The sequence below is a fragment of the Agarivorans sp. DSG3-1 genome, assembly GCF_046774965.1.
Classification (GTDB): domain Bacteria; phylum Pseudomonadota; class Gammaproteobacteria; order Enterobacterales; family Celerinatantimonadaceae; genus Agarivorans.
Window position 1 is genome coordinate 1,059,308 of record NZ_CP177241.1, and the last position, 25,296, is coordinate 1,084,603.

Here is a 25,296-nt window from a genome sequence, read left to right on the forward strand (position 1 = left end):
CCATGCTCATTAAACTCCTCTACAATTTGCTGCTCATTCCTTTGCTGCCTTTAGCTATGTATAAGTTGTATTGGCCAAAAACTGGCAAACCCTCGGTGGGAAAACGTTGGATAGAGCATTTCGGTTTTGGTGAAAAAGCAACCAATATGGATTTGTGGTTTCATACTGTATCTGTAGGCGAAGTAATAGCCGCCACCCCATTAGTAAAACAGCTTAAGCAACAGCAGCCCGAGTTGCGAATACTAATAACCACCACCACTGCTACAGGTGCTGAGCAAGTAGCAAATAAGTTAGGCGAGTTAGTGGTACATCGCTACGCACCTTTTGATTTATGGCCGTGTATTAAAGTATTCGTGAGCAAGTATCAGCCCAAAGAGCTGTGGGTAATGGAAACAGAGCTATGGCCAAACTGGTTAAGTATTTGTAACAAGAAACAAATACCCGTCTCACTGATTAACGCGCGAATGTCTGAGCGTTCCTGCAAGGGTTATTTAAGATTTCGCCGTTTTAGCAAAAATTTATTTAGTAAAATCAACTTAGTATTAGCCCAGCATCAAGATGACGCCCAACGTTTTAATCAACTAGGTGTCGATGCTGCAAAACTCATGGTGAGTGGATCAATCAAATATGATCTACCCAATACCGAGACTATCCAACAGCAAGCAGAGCAGCTTCGCGCTGAATTGTTTGGCCAACGTTTGGTTTGGATCGCCGCCAGCACCCACAAAGGCGAAGACGAGCTAATACTGGATATTATGCAAAAGGTACGAAACCAATTACCCGATAGCTTATTAGTATTAGTCCCCCGCCACCCAGAGCGTTTTGAGCAAGTGGCCGAACTCATTGCAGATCGAGGGTTTTCATACTCTCGCCGAAGCTTGCAGCAAAACGTAGCACCAGACCAAGCCGTTTACTTGGCCGACAGTATGGGCGAAATGATGCTGATGTATGGTTGTGCAGATACAGCATTTATTGGTGGATCGTTGGTTAACATAGGAGGTCACAATTACTTGGAAGCCGCTGCTATGCGCCTACCTTGTGTGGCAGGCGAGTATGACTTCAATTTCTCTGATATTAGCCAACAACTACAAGCTTGTGGCGCCTTAAAACTAAGCGCTGACACCGAACAGCTAGCCAATTGGATTAAAGCATGGCTAAGTGATGAAAACGCTCGAAAAAAAGCGGGAGAGGCAGGCCTTGGCATTGTGAAACAAAACCAGGGAGCGTTAGCGCGCAGTTTAGATGCCTTGCTTAACCATTAAGCGCTTGTTTATAAGCTGCTAGTAGGTGCTGCCAATCAGACTCTAACCAATGACAATAGCCCGGCTTAGCCTGCTCTTTCTCCAGTGAGCGATAAAAACGAGCAATGTTAGCCTGTTGCCATTTTTTACGCGGGCGACAAAGTCGACCATTATCAAAATCGATTAACCATACCTTTTGCTGATCATCGACCATAATATTACGCAAATTGAGATCGGCATGGTAAACCCCAGAGCGATGAAACAATGCAATGGTCTCGCCTATTTTTTGCCACAAGCTCAATGGTAAACGTCGCTCACTCAGCATCTGTGCTAAATCTCTTGCGCCACTAATCCGCTCAAGAATAAGATCAGCCTGAAAAGTTAAGCCGGTGCGCTTCACTCTGCCCGCAACAGGCACCGGAGCAGGTAACTCCAGCGCTTGTAATTTCATCAGCAAGGCAAATTCTTTCCACACTCGGCTTCTATGCAAGCTGGAATAGAAATAACGATCGTTGCTCAGCTTAGAGACTAAACCACCACGGTGGTAATGGCGCAGTACAAACTCTCGATGCTCAAAACGGAAAAACAAGGTTTTACCTCTACCAATTGCTTGGCCCACTACCGCTCTATTTTGCTGCCAATGGCGCGCTTCAAAATACGCGTCGCTTACTTGTTGCCACACGGTAGAGTTATAGAATAGCCAGCCGTCGGGAGTTTTTTGTTTTTCAATCTGCATAGTTTTCGCTTGTGAAACAAATCCCAACAATTTTACATCGCGCACCGCAAAAAGCATAATACTTAAGAAAATCCGCCACTTTTAGCAAAATGACAACAAACCAGCCTGCCTTGAAAATTTGCATCCTACGCTTATCCGCCATTGGGGATGTATGTAATGCGCTTGCAGTAGTGCAGCAACTTCAACAAGCTCTTCCACAGGTAGAAATAACCTGGATTTGCGGCAAAGCTGAAGCACAACTACTAGCACTGTATAGCGACATTAAAGTTGTGGTATATGATAAAAAACAAGGCCTGAAAGGTTTACTCGCATTAAGGCGACAACTGGCGAATCAGCAATTTGATATCTTATGGCACATGCAAGCGGCACTAAGATCCAGTTTGGTGAGTTGCTGTATCAAGGCCAAACGGCGTATTGGTTTTGATAAAAGCCGAGCCAAAGACGGCCAATGGTTGTTCACCAACGAAAAAGTCTTACCCGCCAGCTCCCCTCATGTATTGGATGGCTTTTTGCAGTTTCTTTCGCAGCTAGATGTTGCTCCCAAGCCAGTGCATTGGCAGGTTCCTTTAAGTAAGCAAGATATTGAATTCGCTCAAGACTTACTTAACACTCAAAGTAACGATAAAGGCAAACATATACTTATATGTGCAGCAGCCAGTAAATCCTATAAAAATTGGACTCTTGAAGGTTATGTAGGTATTGCCCAATACCTACTAAAACAGGGCTTTCAAGTGAGCTTAATTGGTAGCCCTGCCAAAAATGAAGTGGTACTTGCCAAACACATCAATCAAGCCTGTAATCAACAACTCAATAACCTGTGTGGGCAAACCTCATTAAGTCAACTGTGGGCCCTTATAGCGCAGTCAGGTCTGCTAATATCTCCAGATACAGGCCCAGCCCACATGGCGGTGGCGGTAAACACCCCAGTATTAGGTTTATATGCTCACCACAATCCGCAACGCACTGGGCCTTATCATTACCGCCAGTATGTGGTGAGTGTATGGCAGCAGCTCATTGAAAAAGAACAGGGCAAACCAGCTAATCAGCTCAGTTGGCGCAGCAGGGTGAAAGATGCCAATGCCATGCAACACATTACACTCGATGCCGTTATCGAGATGTTTGAGACGATTAAACAAGAGCAACAGTTATGAGCGTAAACAAAACCAGCATTAGCGCTATTATCATCACTAAAAATGAACAAGACAGCCTTAAAGATTGCTTAGAAAGCCTAAGTTGGGTTGACCAAATAGTCGTGGTGGATTCTGGCAGTACCGATGGCACCTTAGAGCTCGCTAAACAATATACTCAAGACGTATACAGCAATACTGAGTGGCCAGGTTTTGGCAAACAAAAACAATTGGCGCAGAACTACGCCACTAGTGATTGGATTCTTGCGGTAGATGCCGATGAGCGCATCGACCACACCTTGCGCGAGAATATCGTAAAAATGCTAGAAAACCCACCTGCCGATACCGTGTTTAACCTTAACGAATTGACCTGGGTATTTGGCCGTTTTCTTAAACACTCCGGGTGGTATTACCGCCACGTGCGCTTATACCCGCGTGAACTCACCACTTACAACGACAACCTAGTGCATGAATCCGTCATTGTGCCAGAGGGTACGCAAGTGGCTGAGTTAGATGGTGATATCCTGCACTTCTCCTATCGTAACATTGAGCACTACCTAGTGAAGTCAGCCGGCTACGCCAAGGCTTGGGCCGACCAACGAGAGGCGCGAGGTAAACGCGTTACCTTAGGCCAAGGAGTGTTGCATGCCATTGGCTGTTTTGCCAAAATGTACTTACTCAAACGTGGCTTTTTAGATGGTAAAGCTGGCTTTTTAATCGCCGTATTATCAGCCCATTCTACCTTTGTAAAATACGCTGATTTATGGGCGAGACAACACGATAGTCATTACAGAAAGTAACTTATTCTAGGCCCAGCTCGGCTAAAAGTTCAGCGGCGTTAATCGCCGCAAAATCACTTAAGTTCACTGCGTGCTCTCCTAAACAGCCGTATTGGGCAATATTAGTTACCTTAAATAACCCCACACAATGCGCGCCTGCTGAACTAGCCAAATGCAAAGGACCAGTATCACCACAGAAAAACAAGGGAACTTGTTGTAAAAAAGCAGCAAGTTTTCTCAAATCGCCATTTGAATAAGTAAAGTCAGCATCTGTTAGCGGCTTCACTACATCAGGGCTGAGAATCTCGATAATATTTATTTGATTGCCATAATGTTGCTTAAATTTGGCCAACAGAGTCTGCCAATCTTGATCGGCAATCACCTTCGCACCACGCGCGCCCCTAAAATAGGCTAAGCAAGGTTTACTATTATCTTCACCTATCAACTCAACTAGCTGGTCACGCGCTTGCTGTTGTTCCACATCGCTTAACACTAAGCGAGCATAATAATCACTAGGCTCCGCGTCGTGCAGCTGTTCTAGCAGCTCCATACAGCCCAACGCATAGTGCTTATAACACCCTGTCTGTTTAAAAGTATGACTACATACTGCCTTATTAACCTTATCTTCAAAGGCAAATACGTTTTTGCTGGTAGTTAAGGCTGCTACAATTCTGTCACTAGAGCCGCTGTAAGGTATAAACACCACATCATAAGTTTGTTTACGCAAAGCTCGCATGGTGCTAAAAAATCCACCTAGTGTTTTTAAGCCAAATTGTGAATAGTGGATTTTGCTTAAGCCTAAGTTCTCAAACACTTGTCCCTGCCAAGGATCGGTGAGCAATAGCTCAACCTCTGCATCGGGATACATTTCGACCACTTTGTTTACGTAAGGCAGTAAAAAAAACATATTGCCGATACGTTTATTATTGCGAACAATCAACACCCGCTTGACTTGTTTGGGCGTCAGTATTTCTTGTTGTCGGCCTTTGCGACCGCCAATCAGTTTTAGAAAACCGGCTTCTAATGCCACCGAGTTATTACGGCGCTTGGCGTCAAACTGGCGTAACGCGGTGCGAATTTTTTTAGTTATGCTCATCGATTTACTCTACCGGATCATTAGCGTGTAGCTTTTGCCACCAAAGATTAATTTTCACTGCTGAATCACTCACATTAATTAAACTCATGTCTTCTTGAGTTAGCTCACCAGCAGGTGGAGAAAATGAAATATGCTGACCAGCACTATTAAGTGGTTGCCAGCGCAACGGTGTGGCGCTGCGTCTACTAGGGAAAAAACCTACCGTGGGTACATCTAACGCACCTGCGATATGTAATGGCCCGGTGGAGCCAGCAATAAACATATCTGCGCAAGCCAATACTTCACAAAAGGTAGTGAGGCCTTCTTCAGAAAAGTACAGCTGATGTGAGACTTCGGCTTTTGCCAATTGATTCACCAAATCTTGCGCTGCTACCAACTCTCCGGGGCCAGCGGTAATCACAAAATGTAGCTCAAGATTTAGCTTAGCCAAGCAATCAATTAAACTAAAATACTGCTCCACGCTTAAATTATTGGCTGAGCCGCCACTGCCGATATGCACCATTACCATGGGCTGCGAGCCGGTAAATTCGCTATTTTTACGCGCCTCTATTTGTGCGGGCGAAAAAGACAAGAAAGGGGCGTCTAAGGCTTTAGCGTCGATTTGGTGTTTCGCTAAAAAAGCCTTGGCTAAATCGAGGTTATACTCAAATTCAGGTTTACGTGATTGAGAGCGGCGCTGTTTTACTCGCTGAGTAAATAAAAACTGAGCCAACTTAGTGGCGGGTGCGCAACGGTGCTTGATACCCGCTCTTGCACCTAACCAAGCATTGCGCATAGTTGAGAACAAACACAAGTAACCATCAAACTGCTGCTGTTTAACCTGCTGTAACAAGCTTGCTTGAGCCTGGCCATCAGCCTCTACTCCACAGTCAATAATCACCTTATCAATCCAGGGACATAACTCTGCCAAAGGTGCCGTATAATTCGGTACTAGGGCAGTCACTTCGCAATCAGGCAAAGAATTTTTCAGTAAGGCAAAACTGGGCCAGGCCAACATGAAGTCGCCGATTTTATCGTTTCGCACTACCAACAGTTTTTGCATTTTTTTACCCTAATGACCAAGCTTGCGCATTGTGACCAATCTTGCAGGTATGCTCAAGAATTTTCCCCAATCGATTGAGCGGGTTATAATCCAGCTAACATTAATTTTTGGCAAATACTCATGACAACTCGGGTTATCTATCCTGGCACCTTTGATCCTGTAACCAATGGCCATAGTGATTTAATAAAACGCGCCGCAAAAATGTTCGACAAAGTGATTGTGGCAGTGGCCGCCAGCCCTAGCAAACAACCACTGTTTAGTTTAGAAGAACGGGTAGCGTTGTTGGAACAAACCGTAACCAAAGCAAATAATGTTGAAGTGATTGGTTTTACTGGCTTATTGGTTGATTTAGCCAAAAAACAAGATGCGAACGTATTGCTGCGTGGCTTGCGTACCGGCTCAGATTTTGAGTATGAAATGCAACTAGCGGATATGAACCGCCAGTTAGACCCAAACCTAGAAAGCGTATTTTTAACCCCAGGCGAAGGGGTTTCGTTTATTTCATCTAGCTTGATTAAAGAAGTGGCTAAACACGGTGGCGATATCGAACGCTTTGTATCACCACAAGTTGCTCAAGCTGTCAGCGCTAAACTTGCTGCGAGTTAACGCTGGCAATGCGGACAATAAAAGGTATTACGCTGACCAATGCGTAGTGCCTTAATTAACTCTCCACAACTATCACAAGCCTCGCCCTCGCGGCCATACACCGCCAATGTCTGCTTAAAATAACCGGGCTTACCGTCAGCGTTGGTAAAATCTTTTAAACTCGTTCCACCTTGCTCAATCGCCTCGGCTAATACTTGCTTAATGTTGTCGGTGAGCAGTTCTAAACGCACTTTACTGACTTTGTTGGCCGCGCGTTTTGGATGAATACCGGTTCTAAACAATGCTTCGTTAGCGTAGATATTCCCTACACCCACCACCACTTTGTTATCCATAATAAACTGCTTAACCGCTACGCTACGTTTAGCCGCGTGGGCAGCCAAATGCTCAACAGTAAATTCATCGGTTAAAGGCTCTGGCCCTAAATTAACCAACAAATTATGCTGCTCGATAGGCAACTGGCTAAACAATACACAGCCAAAGCGACGAGGGTCGTTCAAACGTAGTGCTTTGCCGCTCTCCAGAATAATATCAACATGATCGTGTTTTTCGGCACGCAGCCCACTCTCTACAATGCGCAAGCTGCCAGACATACCAAGGTGAATAATAATGTGACCGGCTTCGGTCTCCAGCAACAAGTACTTCGCGCGGCGGCTGACTGACAATACCTTCAAGCCTACACAGCATTGGATAAGCTCAGGCACCGGCCAACGCAATTTAGCTTGGCGCACAATAATCTCACTGATGACTTGTTGTTCGATATGCGGGCTAATACCACGCCGGCTGGTTTCAACCTCGGGTAACTCAGGCATGTTTATAAACTCGTATTAGGAAAAAGGGCGTGGTAGCTGTCTTGGTCAAGGCTCAATAGTTGGCCTTGCCAATTAGTCAACCAACGTTGCTGGCCTAACTCAAATAAAGTTAACTCGATAGGAGCAGCCGAATTGGCAAGGTAAATATATACCCCTTGGCTACTCGCGGCGCCGCCTAAGGCGTTTTGCCATGGCTCCAGGGTGATATGTAACCAAGCATCTATCACCGCGATAGAGCGCTCTGTAGGCGGCTCACTACGCCATTGGGTGCCCACTCGCTCAATGACCAACTCTGGCAGCTCTAAGCGAAGTATGGTCGCGCCTTTAGGCAATAGCTGGCCAGCAAGTTGCTGTTCAGACTCCGATTGCTGATTGTTTAACTCTACGTACTTAAAAATCAAAATCATTGAAGCAACAGCAAATATTATGATGTTGTTCCAGCCACGGCGGCTCATTTTCATCGCACATCTCCCTTTCTCACTTCATCATAAGCGCGAAGTAATTGTTGAGTAAAGGGCAAGCAAGCCTGCAAAGCACTAAAAAACGGCCAAAAAAAAGCCCAGCCTAAGCTGAGCTTTTTTACATAAGAGCCAAAATCTATTTGATTTTGCCTTCTTTGTACATAACGTGCTGACGAACAACAGGATCAAATTTTTTGATTTCCATTTTCTCAGGCATGTTACGTTTGTTCTTATCAGTGGTGTAGAAGTGACCAGTGCCAGCTGATGAGTTCAAACGAATTTTCTCGCGAATACCTTTAGCCATTATTTAGCTCCTTATACCTTCTCACCACGACCACGCATCTCAGCTAAAATAGCGTCGATACCTTTCTTGTCGATGATGCGCATACCTTTAGTAGATACGCGTAATTTAACAAAACGCTTCTCAGTCTCTACCCAAAAACGGTGAGATTGTAGATTAGGCAAAAAACGACGACGAGTGCGGTTTTTTGCGTGCGATACGTTGTTACCAACAGCTGGTTTTTTACCAGTAACTTGGCATACTCTAGACATGTCAGTCTTCTCCAAATATGTACTTCTGCTCGAGCATCTGTTCATGCCCCGTTAGGCCGTCGCCCGGGACGACAGAAAGGCCGCATTTTATACAGGAAATAGAACCCTAGATCAACTAAAAATTGAACAAAGATCAGATCCAACCGCGCTCGGCGAAAGACACTGTCTCTCCACAGCCGACCACTACATGGTCTAAAACTCGAACATCGATTAGCTCTAAAGCCTTGATTAATTTAGTAGTTATTTGCTTATCGGCCAAACTTGGTTCGGCCACACCCGAGGGGTGATTATGGGCAAATATTACTGCAGCGGCATTTTTTTCTAATACCCGCTGTACCACCACCCGTGGATAAACACTGGCGGCATCAATCGTTCCGAAAAATAGCGGCGCGAATTGTAACACCCGATGCTGATTATCCAAAAGCAATATCGCAAATACTTCACGTTGATGGTGAGATAATTCCATAGAAAGGTAGTTTTTTGCCGATTCAGCAGTATTCAGCACACTATTTTCACTGATCTCAGCCAACAAATACCGCCGACTCATTTCTATGCTGGCATGCAGTTGTGCATATTTTGCACTGCCCATACCGCGTTCAGCACAAAACTGCTGTTGATCAGCTGCTAATACTTTTCTTAAGGAGCCAAATTGAGTGAGTAAATGCTGCGCCAAACTCACTGCATCTAATCCCACACACCCTACGCGCAAAAAAATCGCCAGTAGTTCAGCATCACTTAAACTCTCTGCTCCTTGGTTTAATAGCTTTTCTCTAGGACGTTGTTCGGCGGGCCAATCACTTATTGCCATAAAATAGTAATAACAGATGAGTCAGTAAAAATAAGCGTAGTCGAAACTGCCACCTTGTGTATGCGGAGATCTTAAGTTTTGTGATAGGCTTGCCGATATCAAACGGTGATTAATATTTCGGTATCAGCATGTTAACGGGAAAGAAGATCCTGCTCGCCATAACCGGCGGTATTGCAGCGTATAAAATGCCAGAGCTTGTGCGTCGCTTAAAAGAGCAGGGCGCAGAAGTAAAAGTGGTAATGACTAACCACGCCACCAGCTTTATTACCCCGTTAACCTTGCAAGCGGTATCTGGCGAACCGGTGGGGCAAGAAGTGGTAGACCCCGCTCAAGAAGCCTCAATGGGTCATATTGCTTATGCCAAATGGCCAGATTTAGTATTGATGGCGCCTGCCACGGCAAATAGCATTGCCAAATTTAGCCATGGTTTAGCCGACGATTTAGTCAGTACATTGCTCCTCGCTACAGATGCCCCGATTGTGATTGCTCCAGCAATGAATCAACAAATGTATCAAGCGATAGCAACTCAAGCCAATTTAAGCCTTCTCAAGCAACGCGGCGTGCCCATTTGGGGCCCAGCTCAAGGCGAGCAAGCCTGTGGTGATGTAGGCCCTGGGAGAATGCTAGAGCCCGCTCAGTTATTGGCAAACGTACAAGCCATGTTTGCTCCAAAAGCACCTCCAGTGCTAAACGGCGTCAATGTAATGATTACCGCTGGCCCAACTCGCGAAGCCATTGACCCAGTGCGTTACATTAGCAATCACAGCTCGGGTAAAATGGGCTTTGCTTTAGCCGAAGCAGCTCAGCAACTTGGTGCCAAGGTAACTGTTATATCGGGCCCCGTAACTCTCGCCACCCCACAGGGTGTGGAGAAAGTTGCCATTAATACCGCTCAGCAAATGTTAGATGCATCGCTAGAACGCATTGAGCAATGCGACATTTTCATCGCCTGTGCGGCAGTCGCCGACTATCGCGTTGCCGACGTGGCCGAGCAGAAAATCAAGAAAACCGATGAAAGCGACGAGATGCAATTACGTTTGGTGAAAAACCCAGATATTGTGGCCACCATTGCAAGTTTAGCCAAAAAGCCTTTCACGGTAGGTTTTGCGGCAGAAACCCAAGATGTTAGCCACTATGCACAAGATAAAATGGCGCGAAAGAATTTAGATATGATCGCCGCCAATGACGTATCAAAACCTGAACAAGGTTTTAATAGTGAACAAAATGCCCTAACGGTATTTTGGCCAACCGGCCATCAGCAATTAGACCTCGCTGATAAATCGGCACTGGCACAACAATTACTGGCACTGGTTGCCAAGCAGTACGCTGCACAATAATCAAAATAAAAAAATGACCCAAATAGCACTAAAAATACTAGACCAAAGAATTGGCACTACCTTTCCAATGCCAGAATATGCAACGCCAGGCTCGGCCGGCATGGACTTACGCGCCTGCCTAGACCAAGCCGTAACATTAGCTCCCGGTCAAACCGAGCTAATACCTACCGGCCTTGCGATTCATATTGCTGACCCTACGCTTGCAGCCACCATTTTACCGCGTTCTGGCCTTGGCCATAAACACGGCATTGTACTGGGTAACCTCGTCGGACTTATCGACTCAGATTATCAAGGACAATTAATGGTGTCTTGCTGGAACCGCGGACAAAGCACTTTTACTATTGAACCCGGCGAGCGCATCGCCCAGTTAGTTTTTGTACCCGTGGTACAAGCTAGCTTTGAAATAGTAGAAGACTTTACCGCCAGCCAGCGTGGCGAAGGTGGCTTTGGCCATTCGGGCACCCAATAAACGGTTATCAAGTAGTACGCTAATAGACTAATAAAAAGGATTACAATAAAAATGGCGGGAAAACCAAAAAGCAATCGCCGCGAACAAATTCTGCAAGCGCTTGCGCGCATGTTAGAAACCAGCCACGGACAACGCATCACCACAGCCAGTTTGGCTAAAGAAGTCGGTGTATCAGAAGCCGCGCTTTATCGCCACTTTCCAAGCAAAGCACGCATGTTTGAAGGGCTAATAGAGTTTATAGAAGAAACCTTGTTATCACGCATTAATCTGATTCAAGAAGAGCAAAAAGATACACTTAACCGTTGTCAGCACATTCTTATGTTGTTACTCGGGTTTGCCGAGCGTAACCCAGGCTTAAGCCGCATTTTAACTGGTGACGCCCTGCAAGGTGAGCACGAACGTTTACGCGCTCGTGTGAGTATTTTATTTGAAAAAATAGAAGTGCAGCTAAAACAGGTATTGCGCGAACGCCGCCTGCGCGAAGGCCAAGGTTTCTTAATTGAAGAAAACAGCCTAGCTACCTTATTGCTAGCCTATACCGAAGGCCGAATTAGCCAGTATGTTCGCAGTGAATTTAAGCTTGAGCCCACCGCCCAGTTTGACACCCACTGGGGCTTTTTGAAGCAACAGTTGATTCAAGGTTAAACCCGCGTTCAAAACATTGCGCCCATGCATCTCATGCTGGGCGTACTTTGTGCTTTCTGTAAAAAAATTAGACACTTGTTTGTAATCAAAAAGCTGCTAAATTTGTAGCAACTTTTAACACTAATAGGTCTAAAAACATGGACGTACTAAATCAAGGCACAAGCTGGTTGGAAAACAACCAAGACTTGCTAATGCAATACGCAATTAATATTGCTGCCGCCATTGTTGTTCTGTTTGTTGGTATGATCGTAGCGCGCGTAATGGCGTCTAGCGTAGAAAAACTAATGAACGCCCGCAACCTCGACTCAACCATTAGCCATTTTGTTGGCTCAATGGTGAAATACGTGATTGTTGCTTTTGTTATCATTGCAGCGCTATCGCGCATTGGTATTCAAACCGCTTCTTTTGTTGCCATTATTGGTGCCGCTGGTTTAGCCGTTGGTTTGGCACTACAAGGTTCACTATCTAACTTTGCTGCCGGTGTGCTAATTATTGGTTTCCGCCCATTCAAAGCGGGTGACTACGTAGAAATTGCCGGTACTTCTGGCTCTGTTGCTTCAGTGCAGATTTTTACTACGGTATTAAAAACGCCAGATAACAAGCAAGTTGTGGTACCAAACGGTTCTGTATTGGGTGGCAATATTGTTAATTACTCTACTCATCCAACTCGCCGTGTAGATTTGGTTGTTGGTGTTAGCTATAACGCCGATTTGGCTAAAACCAAAGCCATTTTGCGTGAAGTATGTGAAGCAGATTCTCGAGTACTTAAAGATCCAGACATCACTATTGGTGTGTCTGAATTGGCTGACAGCTCAGTAAACTTAGTGGTTCGCCCATGGGTAAACAGTGCTGATTATTGGGGTGTGTACTTTGATTTAAATGAAAACATCAAAGTAGCATTAGACAATGCAGGTATCGAGATTCCGTTCCCACAAATGGATATACATTTGGAAAAAGTAGCCAGCTAAGCGGCACACTTCTCCAAATAAAAAGCACAGCCTAGGCTGTGCTTTTTTGTGCCTTAAATTTGGCTAAATATCGTCTAAGCGATGAGTAGCATGCACCATTTGTTGTTGGCGTTTTTCTTGATGCTCAATTAAGTTTGCTAAAAATTGCCTAGCACCCAACATCGTGAGTTCATCTTTAGCTAAGCGCAATAAGCTTAAAGACTGCTCACTAAGCTCCAAGGCCAAATTGCTTACATCATCACTGCTAATATCGGCTGGTTGACTCAGTTTAGCCATATAATCCAATAAATCTTTTTCCACGCGAATGTCGGTCCAAGTCTCTAACAACTCAGGTTTGGCCTGGCTAATAAAATCCTGTAAATGCTCGGCATTTATTCGCTCTTGATGCTGCAGGTAAGCCAGTAACATGCGCACTCGCTCTGCATCGCTATTTAACTCCAAGCGCCGATATAGAGCCATCATCGCTTCGCGGCACGATACAAAGTGTTCTAGCAGCAGTTTTAGTTGATTAAATCGCATATCTGCTCTCCCGTATAACTGGTGATAATTACAGTGTAGAAGCTAGCTTTTCATCTGTTTTAGCTAAGCAATCTTGGCTTGATTTACATCAAAATGCACCGCCACCAAAACGCAAAGTTGAGAGTTATCGCAAGCTTTCATCAAGCAAGTAATTGTTAAGCAGTTCGTCAGCAAATTTGCTAAATTATTAACTAATCCATTGATATAGGTTAGCTACATGAAAAAGCTCATGGATTGGAGCGAAAAGAACAACTTCTACTTTCTTACCATTGCTTTGGTGGGTTATATCTTTCTCGCCGCTTGCTTAGATCAATTCTGGCAAGGAGACGGTTTTAGGTTTTTACAAATAGCCATGGTACTGGTGCTAGCCGCTGGAGTGTGGCAGGCCAAAGGCAAACGCTTATGGTATGTAACGGGCATCGGCTTCTTATTCACCACCTCGGTACTAGCATTTTTTAGTTATTGGTTTGAAGCAGAAGGCTTAGTGAGTTTGTACCTCACCATTGTGTTCTGTTATTTGCTATTAACTACCTGGACAGCTTTGAAACAGGTGCTATTTACCGGCCATATAGATAGCAACAAGATCGTGGGTGCAATCTGTATCTTTTTATTGATAGGCCTAGGCTGGGCGCATTTATATACCATTTTAAACTTTTGGTTAAACGACGCATTTAACGGGGTGCCTAAAGAGCATTGGAGCACCCAAATGACCGACTTCATCTACTTTAGCTTTGTTACGCTAACTACCCTAGGATACGGCGAAATCACCCCTAATACGCCTATCTCCCGTTTTTTCACTTTTAGTGAAGCAGTGTTTGGCCAGTTCTACATGGCAATATTGGTAGCAAGCTTAGTAGGTGCAAGAATGTCGGAGCGCGAGAGCGAACGTGACTAACGAAACCAAGGCTGCTTAGGCAGAGACTAAACAGCCTTTAAGCAGCCAATAAGTCAGTGGCTAGTTTTGTTTGGTGGCTATCATCATCGCAACAACACGTAGCGATAATGCCACCAGCATAAGAACGCTAGGCCCGCTTACCCCCTGGGCTTTAAGCAAGCTGGTACTGTTTTGAATCACCATGGTATTGCTGGTATTAGCAGTAGTAGACGCGCTTTTAGCCAAGCTTTCTAAAGAGCTTAACAGCTGTTCATAAGAGCTAACCTCACCGGCTAACATATCCATCAACTCATAAGCTTTTTTGTCTTTAAACGGAGATTTAACCGACTCATCCTTAAGCTGTTTTGCAATCTTCTTCATCGCGCTGTTCACAGCCTCTTCTAAGCCATTCATATTAGCCAATTTGCTATTGGTTGATTGCTTAGCGCTAAAACGATGCTGCGGCGCAGCCTGTTTTTGTTGAACATTGCCAAAGTGCTGCACATTACTTTTAGATGATTTAATGGTTTTACTTAAATGCGCTAATTTATCAGCAACCGCTTTAACTTTTTGCTCCCATTGAGCGTCGGTGTTGCGGTTTTTTATCGCGGTTAAAGCGTTTGAAACGAGCAAAGATATTTGAGTTTTTGTGGCATTGAGTTCAACAGACATGAGACTTCCTTAGTTCTCTGAATTACATGCAATTTCCGAAAATACAGGGTTATTAACCCTAAGCATCGCTACTCTATCCATTAAAAACAAAAGCATCAATATAGCGGGTGATAAATACCGCATTTTGGCCAAAAAAAAGGCGACTTAACAAAGCCGCCTTAGGTTTAGATATTATAAATGCTAAGCAATACCGTATTGTTCGCGATAAGCGCTCACTGCCTTTAGTGCTGTTTGATTATCGCCTTGTTTTTCTAAGTAGGTGATTAAATCAGCCAACTTAACAATCGAGATAACCGTAGCGCTGTAATCGCGTTCAACTTCTTGAATTGCCGACAGCTCGCCTTTACCTTTCTCTTGGCGATCTAAGGCAATAAGCACACCGGCTAACTCAGCGTTGTGGGCATTAATAATGTCCATAGATTCACGAATCGCAGTACCAGCAGTAATTACGTCGTCCACCAACATTACTTTGCCAGCTAACTCAGAGCCAACCAAGCTGCCACCTTCGCCATGAGTTTTAGCTTCTTTGCGATTAAAGCAGTAAGGCACGTCTTTGCCGTGGTGCTCATCTAAAGCAACCACAGTAGTGGTAGCAATAGGAATACCTTTGTACGCTGGGCCAAATACCAAGTCATAATCAATATTTGAGTCTTGCAGCGCCGCAGCGTAAAACTTGCCTAAGCGGTTTAAATCTCGGCCTGTGTTAAACAAACCCGCATTAAAGAAGTAAGGGCTAGTTCGGCCAGACTTTAAGGTAAATTCGCCAAATTTTAATACGCCTTTGGCTAAAGCAAATTCAATAAACTCACGTTGATAAGCTTTCATTTTTCTCTCTCAATTACTTAGCTAGAGCTTCGCGCTGGGCAATGTTAATTTGACTAATACCCTCTTTAGCAAAGGCCAGCATTTCTAATAATTCTTCATGGCTAAACGGTGCGCCCTCTGCAGTGCCTTGCACTTCAATCATGTTGCCGTCTTCACACATAACAACGTTCATGTCGGTTTCAGCTACGCTGTCTTCAGTGTATTCAAGATCACACACTACTTTGCCATCAACCACGCCTACCGATACTGCAGCAATAAGCTGCTTAAGTGGGCTAACTTTTAGTTTCTTCTGCTCCATCATCCACCAAATGGCATCTTGCAAGGCTACGCAAGCACCAGTAATAGCCGCAGTACGCGTACCACCGTCGGCTTGAATAACATCACAATCCACTACAATGGTGTATTCGCCAAGCGCTTCTAAATCAACTGCAGCACGTAGTGAGCGACCAATTAGGCGTTGGATTTCTTGAGTACGACCACTTTGCTTACCACGAGCAGCTTCACGGCCCATACGGCTATGGGTAGAGCGCGGCAACATGCCATATTCAGCGGTAATCCAGCCTTGGCCTTTACCTTTTAAGAAACGTGGTACACCGTCGTCTACCGAGGCATTACATAGCACTTTGGTATCGCCAAATTCGACCAAAACCGAACCTTCAGCATGTGCCGTGTAGTTTCGAGTAATAGTAATTGGACGCATTTGTTCAACAGCTCTTCCGTTCGGACGCATGGTAATAACCCTGTAATTTAAAATTCGCGGCTATTATATAGGCTTTTGTCGCACTTGGTCACGCCTAGACTGACTAAGCGCCTATTAGCCGCTATAATCGAGCAAATTTATTAAAGGCTATCAATTATGATCCACAGCATGACAGGCTACGCACGCCACCAAATCAAAGGCGATTGGGGCAGTGCAACATGGGAAATTCGCAGCGTAAACCAACGTTACCTAGAAACCTACTGGCGCATGCCAGAACAGTTTCGCTCCCTAGAGCCAGTACTGCGTGACAAAATTCGCAAAGCCCTGCAGCGTGGTAAAGTTGAATGTAACCTGCGCTTCGAGGCCGACCAAGCCAACCGTGGCGAACTGCAGTTAAATAAAACCCTTGCCGAACAACTTATTCAAAATGCCGAATGGGTACAGCAGCAAGCGGGCGGGCAAATTAACCCAGTAGATATACTGCGCTGGCCTGGCGTAATGGAAACTCCAGAGCAAGACGCCGACGCCATTAGCAAAGAGCTACTCGCTGGCTGGCAAGAAGCGCTAACGGCATTTATCGAAAGCCGCGCCAGCGAAGGGGCAAATACCGCGGTGATGATTACCACCCGCCTTGATAAAATTACCGAGCAAGTGGCCTTTGTACGTGAGCAAATGCCAGCAGTGATGCAATGGCAGCGCGAGCGCTTAAAAACCCGCCTAGCCGACGTGATTGAAGAGCTAGACCCGCAGCGCATCGAGCAAGAAATGATTATGGTAGCGCAAAAAATTGATGTAGCTGAAGAGCTAGATCGCCTAGATTCACACGTAAGCGAGACGCAAAAAATCCTGAAAAAAGGCGGTGCCTGCGGCCGACGCCTCGATTTTATGATGCAAGAGTTTAACCGCGAAGCAAACACTCTAGCGTCTAAATCGATTAACGCCGAGATCACCCAAGCTGCGGTAGAGCTTAAAGTGTTAATTGAGCAAATGCGCGAGCAGATCCAGAATATTGAATAACATTTCATGCACCACCACTAGATACACGACACCATGTAAATAAAGAGATCTAGTGCGAGTGGTAATTTCATTGGATTTCATAAATGGTGACATAATTTCAGACTAATGGTGACAAATTTGGTGACAGATATTCAAAGCAATGATACGTTGCCTGTTATCTGTCACCAATTTTTTATAACCTATGAATGACGCACAATTAAAAGCTAAGTTAAAAGAAGGGAAAGTTGGGAAGTTTAAGGTAGATACTGGCCTCTACTTTCGAGTAACAGAGCAAGGAAGTGCTTTTTGGGTACTTCGTTATTCGATTAATGGTAAACGGCGAGAGCTAACAATTGGCAGATATGGCAAAACACCTGAAGGATTACCCTTTAGCGACGCAAAGCTTCAAGCTCTACAAATTCGTGCATCTGTTAAGGATGGTGTTGATCCCCTTGCAGAGAAAAAGAGACAACAACTCCCTCAATTCCGAACAGTCGACGATGTTGCAAAAGACTGGCTTACCGAGTGCGAGCGCCACTTAAAAAACCCTCAGATTCCCGCTCGTGTATATCGTAAGGATATATCCCCCTACATTGGAGAACTAGCCGTTGATAAAGTAAGTTCTCGGGATATTCTCCAAATAATCCGCCTAATTAATCAAAGTGGTCGCCCTTCAATTTCAAATGACGCCTTGAACTACTGTAAGCAATTATTTAATCACGCACTAAAACTGGATCTATTACAAAACAATCCAGCAGCCCCATTTACAGAAAAAGATGCAGGAGGAACGGAAAAAGCACGAGATAGAGTTCTGTCACTCCAAGAAATTGAAAACATCTTCAAAATTTTTGACAAGAACTCAGACGTAATGACTCGCGAAAATTATTTAGCGATAGCTATGCTTATCATCTTTGGTGTTCGTAAGGGAGAATTAATTGCCGCTCAGTGGGATGAATTTGATTTTGAAAATTTGTGTTGGGAACTACCATCACAAAGAACCAAAACTGGAGTAAAAATTAGCATTCCAATTCCAGAAAAAACGCTTCCATGGTTCAAAGAGCTACATATGAGAGCTAATGGCTCGGGCTACCTCTTTCCCTCTCGTCGAGCCAGTAAAAGACGCCAGTATATTAGTGATGATACGCTAAATCACGCCTTAGCTAAGCTGTTTGGTAAAAAAGTAGATTCCAAAAAACAACCATTGCCAAACATCCTTGGAGAACATGGGATTGAGCATTTTGTAGTACATGACTTAAGAAGAACTTGCCGTAGTCTTTTGGCTGAAAACGGTGTCCCTAGCCATATTGCAGAACGGTGTCTTAATCACAAAGTTAAGGGCGTTGAAGGAATTTATGACCGATATGATTATTTAGAGGAACGACGAAAAGCTTTAACTGACGTAGCAGCTAGGATCACTCCTCTTGTTCAAACCGCTCCTCATTATCTTATTTTCTAACAACACATTACATTTAAACCTACAACAGCATATTTAAATGCTGTTGTGAAAAGCCTAGTTAAACTCTACATAGCTTAAATTGCTAATCAACCATCTGGACTTTAGAGGCAATAATATTAATTTTCTTAAGCTGCGTTCTTACCTGATCGTGAGTCAAGCCAGTTTCAAGAGCAATTTCTTTCTGGGTAATACCTTTAGTCCGAAGCTCTACAATTCGATACTGCTCAAATGTTAAACTGTTGAGGAATTTAATTTTGAGGTCGTTTGCTATATGCGCCCTTTCAGGATTAGTGACATCAATATCATTGGTCTCATTGTCATCAAATTCATAAAAGCCGAAGTCAAACTTTTTCGTCTTATTTTCTATTTCAGAGAGTTGCTCTTCTTCAGATAGCGGGTTCTCTTGTTTAGCTGCATGTTTTGCTTTCTCTTGTTCTTTGCGAGTTTCTGTACTCTCTTTTGAACGATGATTTTCCGTACGAACATACATATCAATAGCTTTCTTTACGGCTATTGTATCGATCAAACCACCAATCGAATCATTTTTATCAAAGCTCAGACTATCAATCGGCTTGTGAAGTAAATTGGCCAAAACCATCGATTTAAAATCTTCAAATAGAACATCTACCGAGTAAGACAGCTTATGTTCTATTGATTTAAAGCTTCGATTAAAAATCGCTTTAAGTTTTGAATCATAGCGTTTACCTAAAATAGAAAATGCTAAAGAACTTCCTTTTACACTACCTGTGAATAACTCTTTATCCGTTGAATTCTTAGAATATACCGACATATAAACCTTACAAATCAATCGATTACACCCATCAGGGTGAGTAAAACTTAATCATATCACATGCTGATACATTTGATTAGAAATTTGCATTCTAATCAATGTCAATTCACCGTTCAAAAACCTGATAGACCAATAACTCCTATTTAAAAAGAAAAATTTCAAGATTTTTCCTTACTTATCCCACTTTTTAGAAAACCCTCGGTAAATGTAAGTGAGGCGGATAACACCCCTTCACTAAGGGGCAAGACGATTAAGAAATTTTCATCAATTTCCCCACTTTGTTGAGAACCATCGATAAGGGTAAGTAGGGTGGATGACACCTCCCTTAATGTAAGGGCAAGACGATTAAAAAACTTTCATCAACTTTCCCACTTTTTCAAAAACCGTCGGTAAAGAAGATTAAGGCAACTCAAAAGTCTAGAGGACAGGATATTGGAAATAGACACTCAGAAAAGAACAAGGCTTTTTATCCGATCAAATGAATTATCGGAAGCCTTAAGCATCAGTCATTCAACATTATGGCGCTGGAGAAAAGCAGGTGTCGTACCTGAACCGATAGCACTAGGTCCAAGAATTGTTGGATGGCGCACAAGCGACATTCAGAACTGGTTAAACAATCAATAAGGAAAAATAGATGAAAAAACTAACTGAAATCCAAAAAGAACTAGAGCATACAACTGAAAGAATGTTCGAAGATTCAGACACTAGGTACAAGGCATATATTGCGTACTTAAAGATAGGAATATTCCACGGACGTTCCCCTGTAGAAGTAGCAAACGACTTTGGTACAGAGGAGACACTTAAAATACTAGATAGGGCGGATGGTATTCAAAGTGAAAACCATCAGCTTGAAGGAAAAAACCCAAATTACGCTCGAGTAATTTCAGGAAAAAAAGCGAACTTAGCAAGAGGTATTACAACAACTACTCGTATCAAATGGGTAGTTCTTTGCTGGGCTTTACTGCAAATGGAAAGACTCAGACCTGAACGCTGCTAAGTCAGCTTTAGGTCAAACCTAAAACTCACGCTAAAACCAATCAGTACAAGGGGTTAGCGTGTATTCACCTCTGAATACGTTCGTTAGGTTTTATGCTAAAAAAACCAGCAAATTCAGAGCGTTTACATTGAACACACGAAGAAGACGCAATATGACTCGCTTAAAGCCAAAATCGAACACTGAAAAGACAATAACCTTGCGTGTTACAAGACACCAATATAACCGAGTTACGCAAGCGGCGGAAGAAAAAAACATGAATAATTCCGCCTTTATTCGCTCTGTGGTAGACGACCGTCTCAACCAACAAGATACCAATATAAAGATAGATTTACTCGAAAGACGCCTAGAAAAACGAGTGTTTGAGATGGTTGCATCAATCGCTGGGCTTAATGACCAGCAGCGCTTGCAAGCAAAAAAACATTACCTCTCGAACCTTAAGCGGGAGACAAAACGATGAAACCAGCATCTCGCATCTACCAAGCGGTTACCTTTTCATTAGCCAATATGGCGCTCTCTATTCTGGTAGCTACCGTGATGATTAGCACCTATTGGAGCGTATCAACAAAGCTCAATCTTATGGCCTTACTTTCTATATTTTTGGAGTTTATGTTTACCTTGAAAAGCTCTTTTACGTCAATAGAGCTCAGCGCTTTGCCGGAGTGGTTCTCTCAAAATAAGGTGGCAGAGATAACCCTTCAATTTATATTTATTCCATATTTCGTGTCACTTTTCTTGTCAGTGTTATTTGTAGCGTTCTGCTTTAAAAATAGAGTATCGCCTAAGCAATTAACTCACGTGAGTGGCCCCAAGTTTTACTTGGGAAAGAAAGCCATCAAGCACGGTCAATCGAAGCATAAGCATGACTTGAAAGGCAATAGTTTAACGGCTGACGGGGTCAAGGTTCATCCTAAAATGAAAATTTCGATGGCGCGAGAACAGAATAACTTTCTCATACTTGGGACAACTGGCTCAGGTAAATCGACCGTCTTTAAACCTCTCGTTAAGCAGGCCATTGAGCGCGGCGATAACGCCGTTATCTACGATGCGAAAGGAGGTTAATACACAGGGAGCTTTTATCGCAAAGAATCAAGTGTATTGATAGCGCCTTGGGACAAGCGAGGGGCTAAATGGAATATCTCTGATGACATAAAAAGCAAGCAGGACGCCGAACTTTTCGCACAATGTCTAATCCCAAACTCCACGAGTGCCGATCCTCTATGGGATCAAGGTGCTCGAATTATTCTTGTCAGTATGCTGATGAGATTGATCAACGAGCAAGAAAGCCAATGGGGTTGGACTGACCTATACAAACAACTCACATTTAGCCCTGAAAAAGCACGTGCCATATTTGTTAAGCATTACCCTTTAGCCAATAGCCTACTTGAGCCTAGCTCAAAAACCACACAGAGTTTTTATGTTCACATTATGAGTAAGTTAAGCTGGGTGGAAGATCTAGCAAAAGCGTGGCCTAAACAACTTAAGAATGAGTTTAGCCTTAGCCAATGGATTACATCAGATAGCGCTAAGCGCGTCATCATTATTCAAGCCGATAGCCAGTTTCAAACCCTTGGTGAGCCTATATGCAATGCCATTATTTCATTCATGACTAAGCATTATTTAAGTAGAAGTATCTCATCAAAAAGAAAAACGTGGTTGTTTATTGATGAGTTCGCCAACCTTCCGCGCAACCCTAGTATTTCTAAATGGTTGGAGTTAGCACGGGCTAACGGTGCTCGCTCGGTACTTTGTACTCAGTCCATCTCTCAGCTATATGATATTTATGGAAAAGATGAAACTAACACCATTCTAAATTTACTATCTAACGTTATCGCTTTTCGCATGGGGGCCGCGGGTAATGATGCCAAAGACACCGCCAATATTTTTGGTCAATACGAAGCAGAGATCCCTAATTACGAACACCCTAAACACATCGGCACAAGGCTTGATAAACCACTAGTCACAACGTCCGATTTGATACAGCTAAGCCAGCCCACACGAAGAGGAGTTGAAGGGTATATACAAATACCTGGCTGGGAATCGGTTTACAAACTGCGATGGCCTTTGTTCAAAGACATCAGGCGTTCTAGAAAGAAAATACCGGCTAAATGGTTAATCGATGCAGAACGAAAACAAGAAACACAAGCCATCAATAAAAGCCCAATTAATCGATTAAACAAAAGGAACACCAGCCATGATGTCAATTAGTCCAGTAAACAACATCGCCTATTATGCTGATTTGGCAAAAGAAGATTATTACTCTGGGCATGGGGAGCCTAAAGGCACTTGGGCAGGGCTTGGTTCTCGAATTTTTGGCTTACAGCATCAAACCATCAATGATAACGATTACCAAATGTTGATGACTGGATACTCTCCTTCAGGTGAGCCATTGGTTCAGAATGCAGGCAAAGATAATCGTCGAGCAGCATGGGACTGCACTCTCAGTGCGCCTAAGAGTGTAAGCCTTGTATGGGCTAGCGCTTCACCTCAGCTGAAAAATAAGATTGAGAAAGCTAAAGAAGCAGCGGTGCAAAAAACCATTAGTTTTATGGAAAACCAAGTTGCATTAACGCGCAGAGGTAAAAAGTCTGCGCTTTATGAGCGAACATCTGGGCTTGTCTTTGCTTGTTTTGAGCATTGCTCTAATAGAAACGAAGACCCACAGCTACATACACACCTATTAGTTCTAAATGTGGCCCCTCGCCTCGATGATACATGGGGCTCTGTGGCTTCAGACAGCCTTTACCACTGGAAAATGGCCTCAGGTGCTATGTATCGAGCAGAGCTCTCATTTCAGATGCAAAAACTCGGTTTTAGCATTGAAGCTGATGGTGATTCTTTTCACATAAAGGGGGTATCGAAACAGGTGTGTGATACCTACTCTAGCCGAGCCAAAGAGATTGAGAATGAACTAAAAAAAGCGGGGATAAAAAGTAGCTCAAGTAAGCAAGGTGCTAGCTTTAAAACCCTAACAAGAAAGGCCAAGAAAAATGTTGATCGGGTTCCGTTATTACAGCGTTGGAAGAATGAGCTACAGAGCCATGGCCTATCAGAGGCTTACATTGAAACCCTAACTAGCCCTGAAAAAGCAATGATTCCAGCTGAATTAGATCAAGATCTAGCCTTATCAGATCTCACAGAACAAAAAGCAGTTTTCACAGAGCAAGAGCTGTTCAAAGCTGTCGCCGTGCAAGCATCACACAGCGGTATGAATGCCATACAAGCCGAAGAGTTGTCACGTTTAATGCTAGAAGAAGGCTTGATACCGTTAAGGCCGAAGAACGCCTTCTCACGGCTATTCACCACTGAAGATGTGCTTTCATGCGAGAGCTTAATGCTTAATGACGCCCAAATACTAGCTAAACGGCACACAAAGCCTATCCGTGTGGAGCAAGTTACCAACGCAGTTATAACGGCTGAAAAGCAACTGGGCTTTTCTTTTGACGAAGAGCAAAAAGAAGCCATTCAATACACGCTTTGTTCGGGTGACTTATCAATCACTCAAGGCAGCGCAGGAGCTGGGAAAACAACCTTAATGCTTGCGGCAAAGATTGCTTACGAAAAGCAAAACCTAACGATCAAAGGAGCCTGCATTGCTAAAAAGGCAGCTGATAACCTAAGTCAAGAAACGGGAATTCAATCTCAAACGGTTGCGTCCTTGGTTACAGCAATTAACACGAATAAGCGCCCCCTTAATAAGGTTGATGTGCTAGTTGTCGATGAAGCAGGCTTATTACCCAGTACAGACTTGCAACTACTACTTTTCGAAGCAAACACTTCAGGTTGCAAGGTCATTCTCACAGGAGAAGATAAGCAGTTAGATGCGATAAATCGTGGAGGTGCTTTGCGCTTTTTATCGCGGCCTGAAATTCTTGGTACACAGCGTATCGAAACAATCCGTCGCCAGCGAGAAATGTGGGCAAAGCAAACCGTTGTTGATCTGCGAGATAAGCGTTCAGAGCAGGCTTTGCATACCCTACAGCAACATAACTGCTTGCACTGGGCGAAAAGTAATGACGACGCGATACAAACACTCATTAACGATTGGCATCGCTATCAAAAATCGCATCCAGAGAAGCAATCGTTGGTTATTGCTCGTGAATGGGAAGACGTCAAACAGCTCAGCAAGGCGATACGAGATATCCACATCAAAGAAGGCAAGGTTAGCAAAGAGAGTACCAAGCTAACATGTAGCGTAGCCGACAAACGCTTTGAGTATGACTATTCCGAAGGTGATAGGGTCAAGTTTTGCCGTAATGAATACAAACGTTTACAGGTCTCCAATGGCACACTGGGAACCATTACTTCAATAGCTCAAGTAGATGGCGATGTGCGCTTGTCTGTATTGCTAGATGATGAGCGAAGCATTTCATTTTTAGCATCAGAATATTGTGACGAAATTGGTGTCAATTTATGCCACGCTTACGCATTAACAATCTTTAGCTCACAGGGCACAACCGTTGATGGCAATACATTTACTCTCTATTCAGGCCGCATGGCGCAACGAGAAACCTATGTTGCCCTCAGTCGCCACAAAGATGAATCTCACGTTTATGTTAATGCAGCAGAAATAAATGAGCGAGCGAGATCGTATGAAGATGGCATTGAGCCCAATAACGAGCTAAGACAAGCCGCATTGGCTCAGTTAATGAAACAAGATCGTCATGCGTCTTTGGCGGTTGAACATTTAGAAAAGGGGATGCAGCAGCAATCAGAGGTCAATCAGCATATATCTCAAATAATTTAGGGTTGTATTCGATGTAAAATCGCACAACATGAGCATATACAAAAATC

The 25,296-nt window shown here is 43.8% G+C and carries 28 protein-coding genes and 1 pseudogene; 16 read left to right on the top strand and 13 right to left on the bottom strand.

Annotation, left to right across the window (positions count from 1 at the left end; translation table 11 throughout):
* The first annotated feature begins 2 nt into the window (after nt 1–2).
* Entirely contained in the window at nt 3–1,262 is a 1,260-nt protein-coding gene (gene waaA, locus ACLD71_RS04965; protein WP_411993334.1) for a lipid IV(A) 3-deoxy-D-manno-octulosonic acid transferase, read from the top strand.
* Here the strand turns inward: waaA and ACLD71_RS04970 are convergent.
* Nucleotides 1,252–1,977, bottom strand: a complete 726-nt coding sequence (locus ACLD71_RS04970) for a 3-deoxy-D-manno-octulosonic acid kinase (protein WP_411993336.1) — start codon at nt 1,975–1,977, stop codon at nt 1,252–1,254. The two genes, waaA and ACLD71_RS04970, sit on opposite strands and share 11 nt — an antisense overlap.
* A gap of 110 nt (nt 1,978–2,087) precedes the next feature.
* Here ACLD71_RS04970 and ACLD71_RS04975 point away from each other — a divergent pair, with 110 nt between their 5' ends.
* Nucleotides 2,088–3,128 carry a glycosyltransferase family 9 protein gene (locus ACLD71_RS04975; protein WP_411993338.1) on the top strand — a complete coding sequence of 347 codons (1,041 nt, stop codon included), beginning with the start codon at nt 2,088–2,090 and terminating at the stop codon, nt 3,126–3,128.
* Nucleotides 3,125–3,904 carry a glycosyltransferase family 2 protein gene (locus tag ACLD71_RS04980; RefSeq protein WP_411993339.1) on the top strand — a complete coding sequence of 260 codons (780 nt, stop codon included), beginning with the start codon at nt 3,125–3,127 and terminating at the stop codon, nt 3,902–3,904. The genes ACLD71_RS04975 and ACLD71_RS04980 overlap by 4 nt, the downstream gene beginning before the upstream one ends.
* Before the next feature lies 1 nt (nt 3,905).
* Here ACLD71_RS04980 and ACLD71_RS04985 read toward each other — a convergent pair whose 3' ends face one another.
* Together ACLD71_RS04985 and ACLD71_RS04990 are read right to left on the bottom strand one after the other, a co-directional pair.
* Nucleotides 3,906–4,979, bottom strand: coding sequence for a glycosyltransferase family 9 protein (locus tag ACLD71_RS04985; RefSeq protein ID WP_411993341.1), 1,074 nt, complete (start codon nt 4,977–4,979; stop codon nt 3,906–3,908).
* A gap of 4 nt (nt 4,980–4,983) precedes the next feature.
* Nucleotides 4,984–6,021, bottom strand: coding sequence for a glycosyltransferase family 9 protein (locus tag ACLD71_RS04990; RefSeq protein ID WP_411993343.1), 1,038 nt, complete (start codon nt 6,019–6,021; stop codon nt 4,984–4,986).
* A gap of 120 nt (nt 6,022–6,141) precedes the next feature.
* Between ACLD71_RS04990 and coaD the strand changes: the two genes are divergently transcribed.
* Nucleotides 6,142–6,627, top strand: coding sequence for a pantetheine-phosphate adenylyltransferase (coaD, locus tag ACLD71_RS04995; RefSeq protein ID WP_137674400.1), 486 nt, complete (start codon nt 6,142–6,144; stop codon nt 6,625–6,627).
* Here the strand turns inward: coaD and mutM are convergent.
* The 5 genes from mutM to radC all read right to left on the bottom strand — a co-directional run bounded on the left by mutM (nt 6,624) and on the right by radC (nt 9,257).
* Complete coding sequence (gene mutM / locus ACLD71_RS05000) at nt 6,624–7,436, bottom strand: bifunctional DNA-formamidopyrimidine glycosylase/DNA-(apurinic or apyrimidinic site) lyase (protein ID WP_411993345.1); 813 nt, start codon at nt 7,434–7,436, stop codon at nt 6,624–6,626. The two genes, coaD and mutM, sit on opposite strands and share 4 nt — an antisense overlap.
* A gap of 2 nt (nt 7,437–7,438) precedes the next feature.
* On the bottom strand, nt 7,439–7,897 hold the full coding sequence (locus tag ACLD71_RS05005) for a hypothetical protein (protein WP_411993347.1): 459 nt from the start codon (nt 7,895–7,897) through the stop codon (nt 7,439–7,441).
* A 136-nt stretch (nt 7,898–8,033) separates the two neighbouring features.
* Entirely contained in the window at nt 8,034–8,189 is a 156-nt protein-coding gene (gene rpmG, locus ACLD71_RS05010; protein ID WP_343212515.1) for a 50S ribosomal protein L33, read from the bottom strand.
* 23 nt (nt 8,190–8,212) lie between these two features.
* Nucleotides 8,213–8,449, bottom strand: coding sequence for a 50S ribosomal protein L28 (rpmB, locus tag ACLD71_RS05015; RefSeq protein WP_137675396.1), 237 nt, complete (start codon nt 8,447–8,449; stop codon nt 8,213–8,215).
* A gap of 133 nt (nt 8,450–8,582) precedes the next feature.
* On the bottom strand, nt 8,583–9,257 hold the full coding sequence (gene radC, locus ACLD71_RS05020; protein ID WP_137675395.1) for a RadC family protein: 675 nt from the start codon (nt 9,255–9,257) through the stop codon (nt 8,583–8,585).
* A 128-nt stretch (nt 9,258–9,385) separates the two neighbouring features.
* On the opposite strand from radC, the gene coaBC reads away from it, so the two are divergent.
* From coaBC to mscS, 4 genes are all read left to right on the top strand, one after another.
* Nucleotides 9,386–10,594: a bifunctional phosphopantothenoylcysteine decarboxylase/phosphopantothenate--cysteine ligase CoaBC gene (gene coaBC / locus ACLD71_RS05025; protein ID WP_411993350.1), complete on the top strand. Its 1,209-nt coding sequence runs from the start codon at nt 9,386–9,388 to the stop codon at nt 10,592–10,594.
* Nucleotides 10,595–10,607: 13 nt separating this feature from the next.
* Complete coding sequence (gene dut / locus ACLD71_RS05030) at nt 10,608–11,063, top strand: dUTP diphosphatase (RefSeq protein WP_137675393.1); 456 nt, start codon at nt 10,608–10,610, stop codon at nt 11,061–11,063.
* A 51-nt stretch (nt 11,064–11,114) separates the two neighbouring features.
* Nucleotides 11,115–11,708, top strand: a complete 594-nt coding sequence (slmA, locus tag ACLD71_RS05035; RefSeq protein ID WP_137675392.1) for a nucleoid occlusion factor SlmA — start codon at nt 11,115–11,117, stop codon at nt 11,706–11,708.
* Between the two features lie 137 nt (nt 11,709–11,845).
* Nucleotides 11,846–12,676, top strand: coding sequence for a small-conductance mechanosensitive channel MscS (gene mscS / locus ACLD71_RS05040; RefSeq protein ID WP_303513325.1), 831 nt, complete (start codon nt 11,846–11,848; stop codon nt 12,674–12,676).
* Between the two features lie 63 nt (nt 12,677–12,739).
* On the opposite strand, the gene ACLD71_RS05045 is transcribed toward mscS, so the two are convergent.
* Nucleotides 12,740–13,195 (bottom strand): hypothetical protein, encoded by a 456-nt coding sequence (locus ACLD71_RS05045; RefSeq protein WP_411993353.1) that lies wholly within the window; start codon nt 13,193–13,195, stop codon nt 12,740–12,742.
* Nucleotides 13,196–13,412: 217 nt separating this feature from the next.
* Between ACLD71_RS05045 and ACLD71_RS05050 the strand changes: the two genes are divergently transcribed.
* Entirely contained in the window at nt 13,413–14,090 is a 678-nt protein-coding gene (locus ACLD71_RS05050; RefSeq protein ID WP_411993354.1) for a potassium channel family protein, read from the top strand.
* Nucleotides 14,091–14,150: 60 nt separating this feature from the next.
* On the opposite strand, the gene ACLD71_RS05055 is transcribed toward ACLD71_RS05050, so the two are convergent.
* The 3 genes from ACLD71_RS05055 to rph form a co-directional block, all read right to left on the bottom strand.
* On the bottom strand, nt 14,151–14,741 hold the full coding sequence (locus tag ACLD71_RS05055) for a hypothetical protein (protein WP_411993355.1): 591 nt from the start codon (nt 14,739–14,741) through the stop codon (nt 14,151–14,153).
* A gap of 180 nt (nt 14,742–14,921) precedes the next feature.
* Nucleotides 14,922–15,566 (bottom strand): orotate phosphoribosyltransferase, encoded by a 645-nt coding sequence (gene pyrE / locus ACLD71_RS05060; protein ID WP_411993357.1) that lies wholly within the window; start codon nt 15,564–15,566, stop codon nt 14,922–14,924.
* Nucleotides 15,567–15,579: 13 nt separating this feature from the next.
* Nucleotides 15,580–16,296 (bottom strand): ribonuclease PH, encoded by a 717-nt coding sequence (rph, locus tag ACLD71_RS05065; protein ID WP_152785282.1) that lies wholly within the window; start codon nt 16,294–16,296, stop codon nt 15,580–15,582.
* 126 nt (nt 16,297–16,422) lie between these two features.
* Between rph and ACLD71_RS05070 the strand changes: the two genes are divergently transcribed.
* Together ACLD71_RS05070 and ACLD71_RS05075 are read left to right on the top strand one after the other, a co-directional pair.
* On the top strand, nt 16,423–17,283 hold the full coding sequence (locus ACLD71_RS05070) for a YicC/YloC family endoribonuclease (RefSeq protein ID WP_411993359.1): 861 nt from the start codon (nt 16,423–16,425) through the stop codon (nt 17,281–17,283).
* Nucleotides 17,284–17,464: 181 nt separating this feature from the next.
* Nucleotides 17,465–18,718 (top strand): tyrosine-type recombinase/integrase, encoded by a 1,254-nt coding sequence (locus tag ACLD71_RS05075; RefSeq protein ID WP_411993361.1) that lies wholly within the window; start codon nt 17,465–17,467, stop codon nt 18,716–18,718.
* An 82-nt stretch (nt 18,719–18,800) separates the two neighbouring features.
* Here the strand turns inward: ACLD71_RS05075 and ACLD71_RS05080 are convergent, their stop codons facing one another.
* Nucleotides 18,801–19,508 carry a helix-turn-helix transcriptional regulator gene (locus tag ACLD71_RS05080; RefSeq protein ID WP_411993363.1) on the bottom strand — a complete coding sequence of 236 codons (708 nt, stop codon included), beginning with the start codon at nt 19,506–19,508 and terminating at the stop codon, nt 18,801–18,803.
* Nucleotides 19,509–19,940: 432 nt separating this feature from the next.
* On the opposite strand from ACLD71_RS05080, the gene ACLD71_RS05085 reads away from it, so the two are divergent.
* From ACLD71_RS05085 to mobF, 5 genes and pseudogenes are all read left to right on the top strand, one after another.
* The gene (locus tag ACLD71_RS05085; protein WP_411993365.1) at nt 19,941–20,132 is read left to right on the top strand and encodes a helix-turn-helix transcriptional regulator; all 192 of its coding nucleotides are present in this window, start codon (nt 19,941–19,943) and stop codon (nt 20,130–20,132) included.
* 10 nt (nt 20,133–20,142) lie between these two features.
* Entirely contained in the window at nt 20,143–20,505 is a 363-nt protein-coding gene (locus ACLD71_RS05090; protein WP_411993367.1) for a hypothetical protein, read from the top strand.
* Between the two features lie 253 nt (nt 20,506–20,758).
* Nucleotides 20,759–20,962 carry a hypothetical protein gene (locus ACLD71_RS05095; RefSeq protein ID WP_411993369.1) on the top strand — a complete coding sequence of 68 codons (204 nt, stop codon included), beginning with the start codon at nt 20,759–20,761 and terminating at the stop codon, nt 20,960–20,962.
* A 455-nt stretch (nt 20,963–21,417) separates the two neighbouring features.
* Nucleotides 21,418–22,710: pseudogene (locus ACLD71_RS05100) on the top strand (type IV secretion system DNA-binding domain-containing protein).
* A complete protein-coding gene (gene mobF, locus ACLD71_RS05105; protein WP_411993371.1) occupies nt 22,697–25,249 on the top strand; it encodes a MobF family relaxase in 2,553 nt (850 codons plus the stop codon). Before ACLD71_RS05100 ends, mobF begins: the two are co-directional and overlap by 14 nt.
* Nucleotides 25,250–25,296 lie beyond the last annotated feature (47 nt).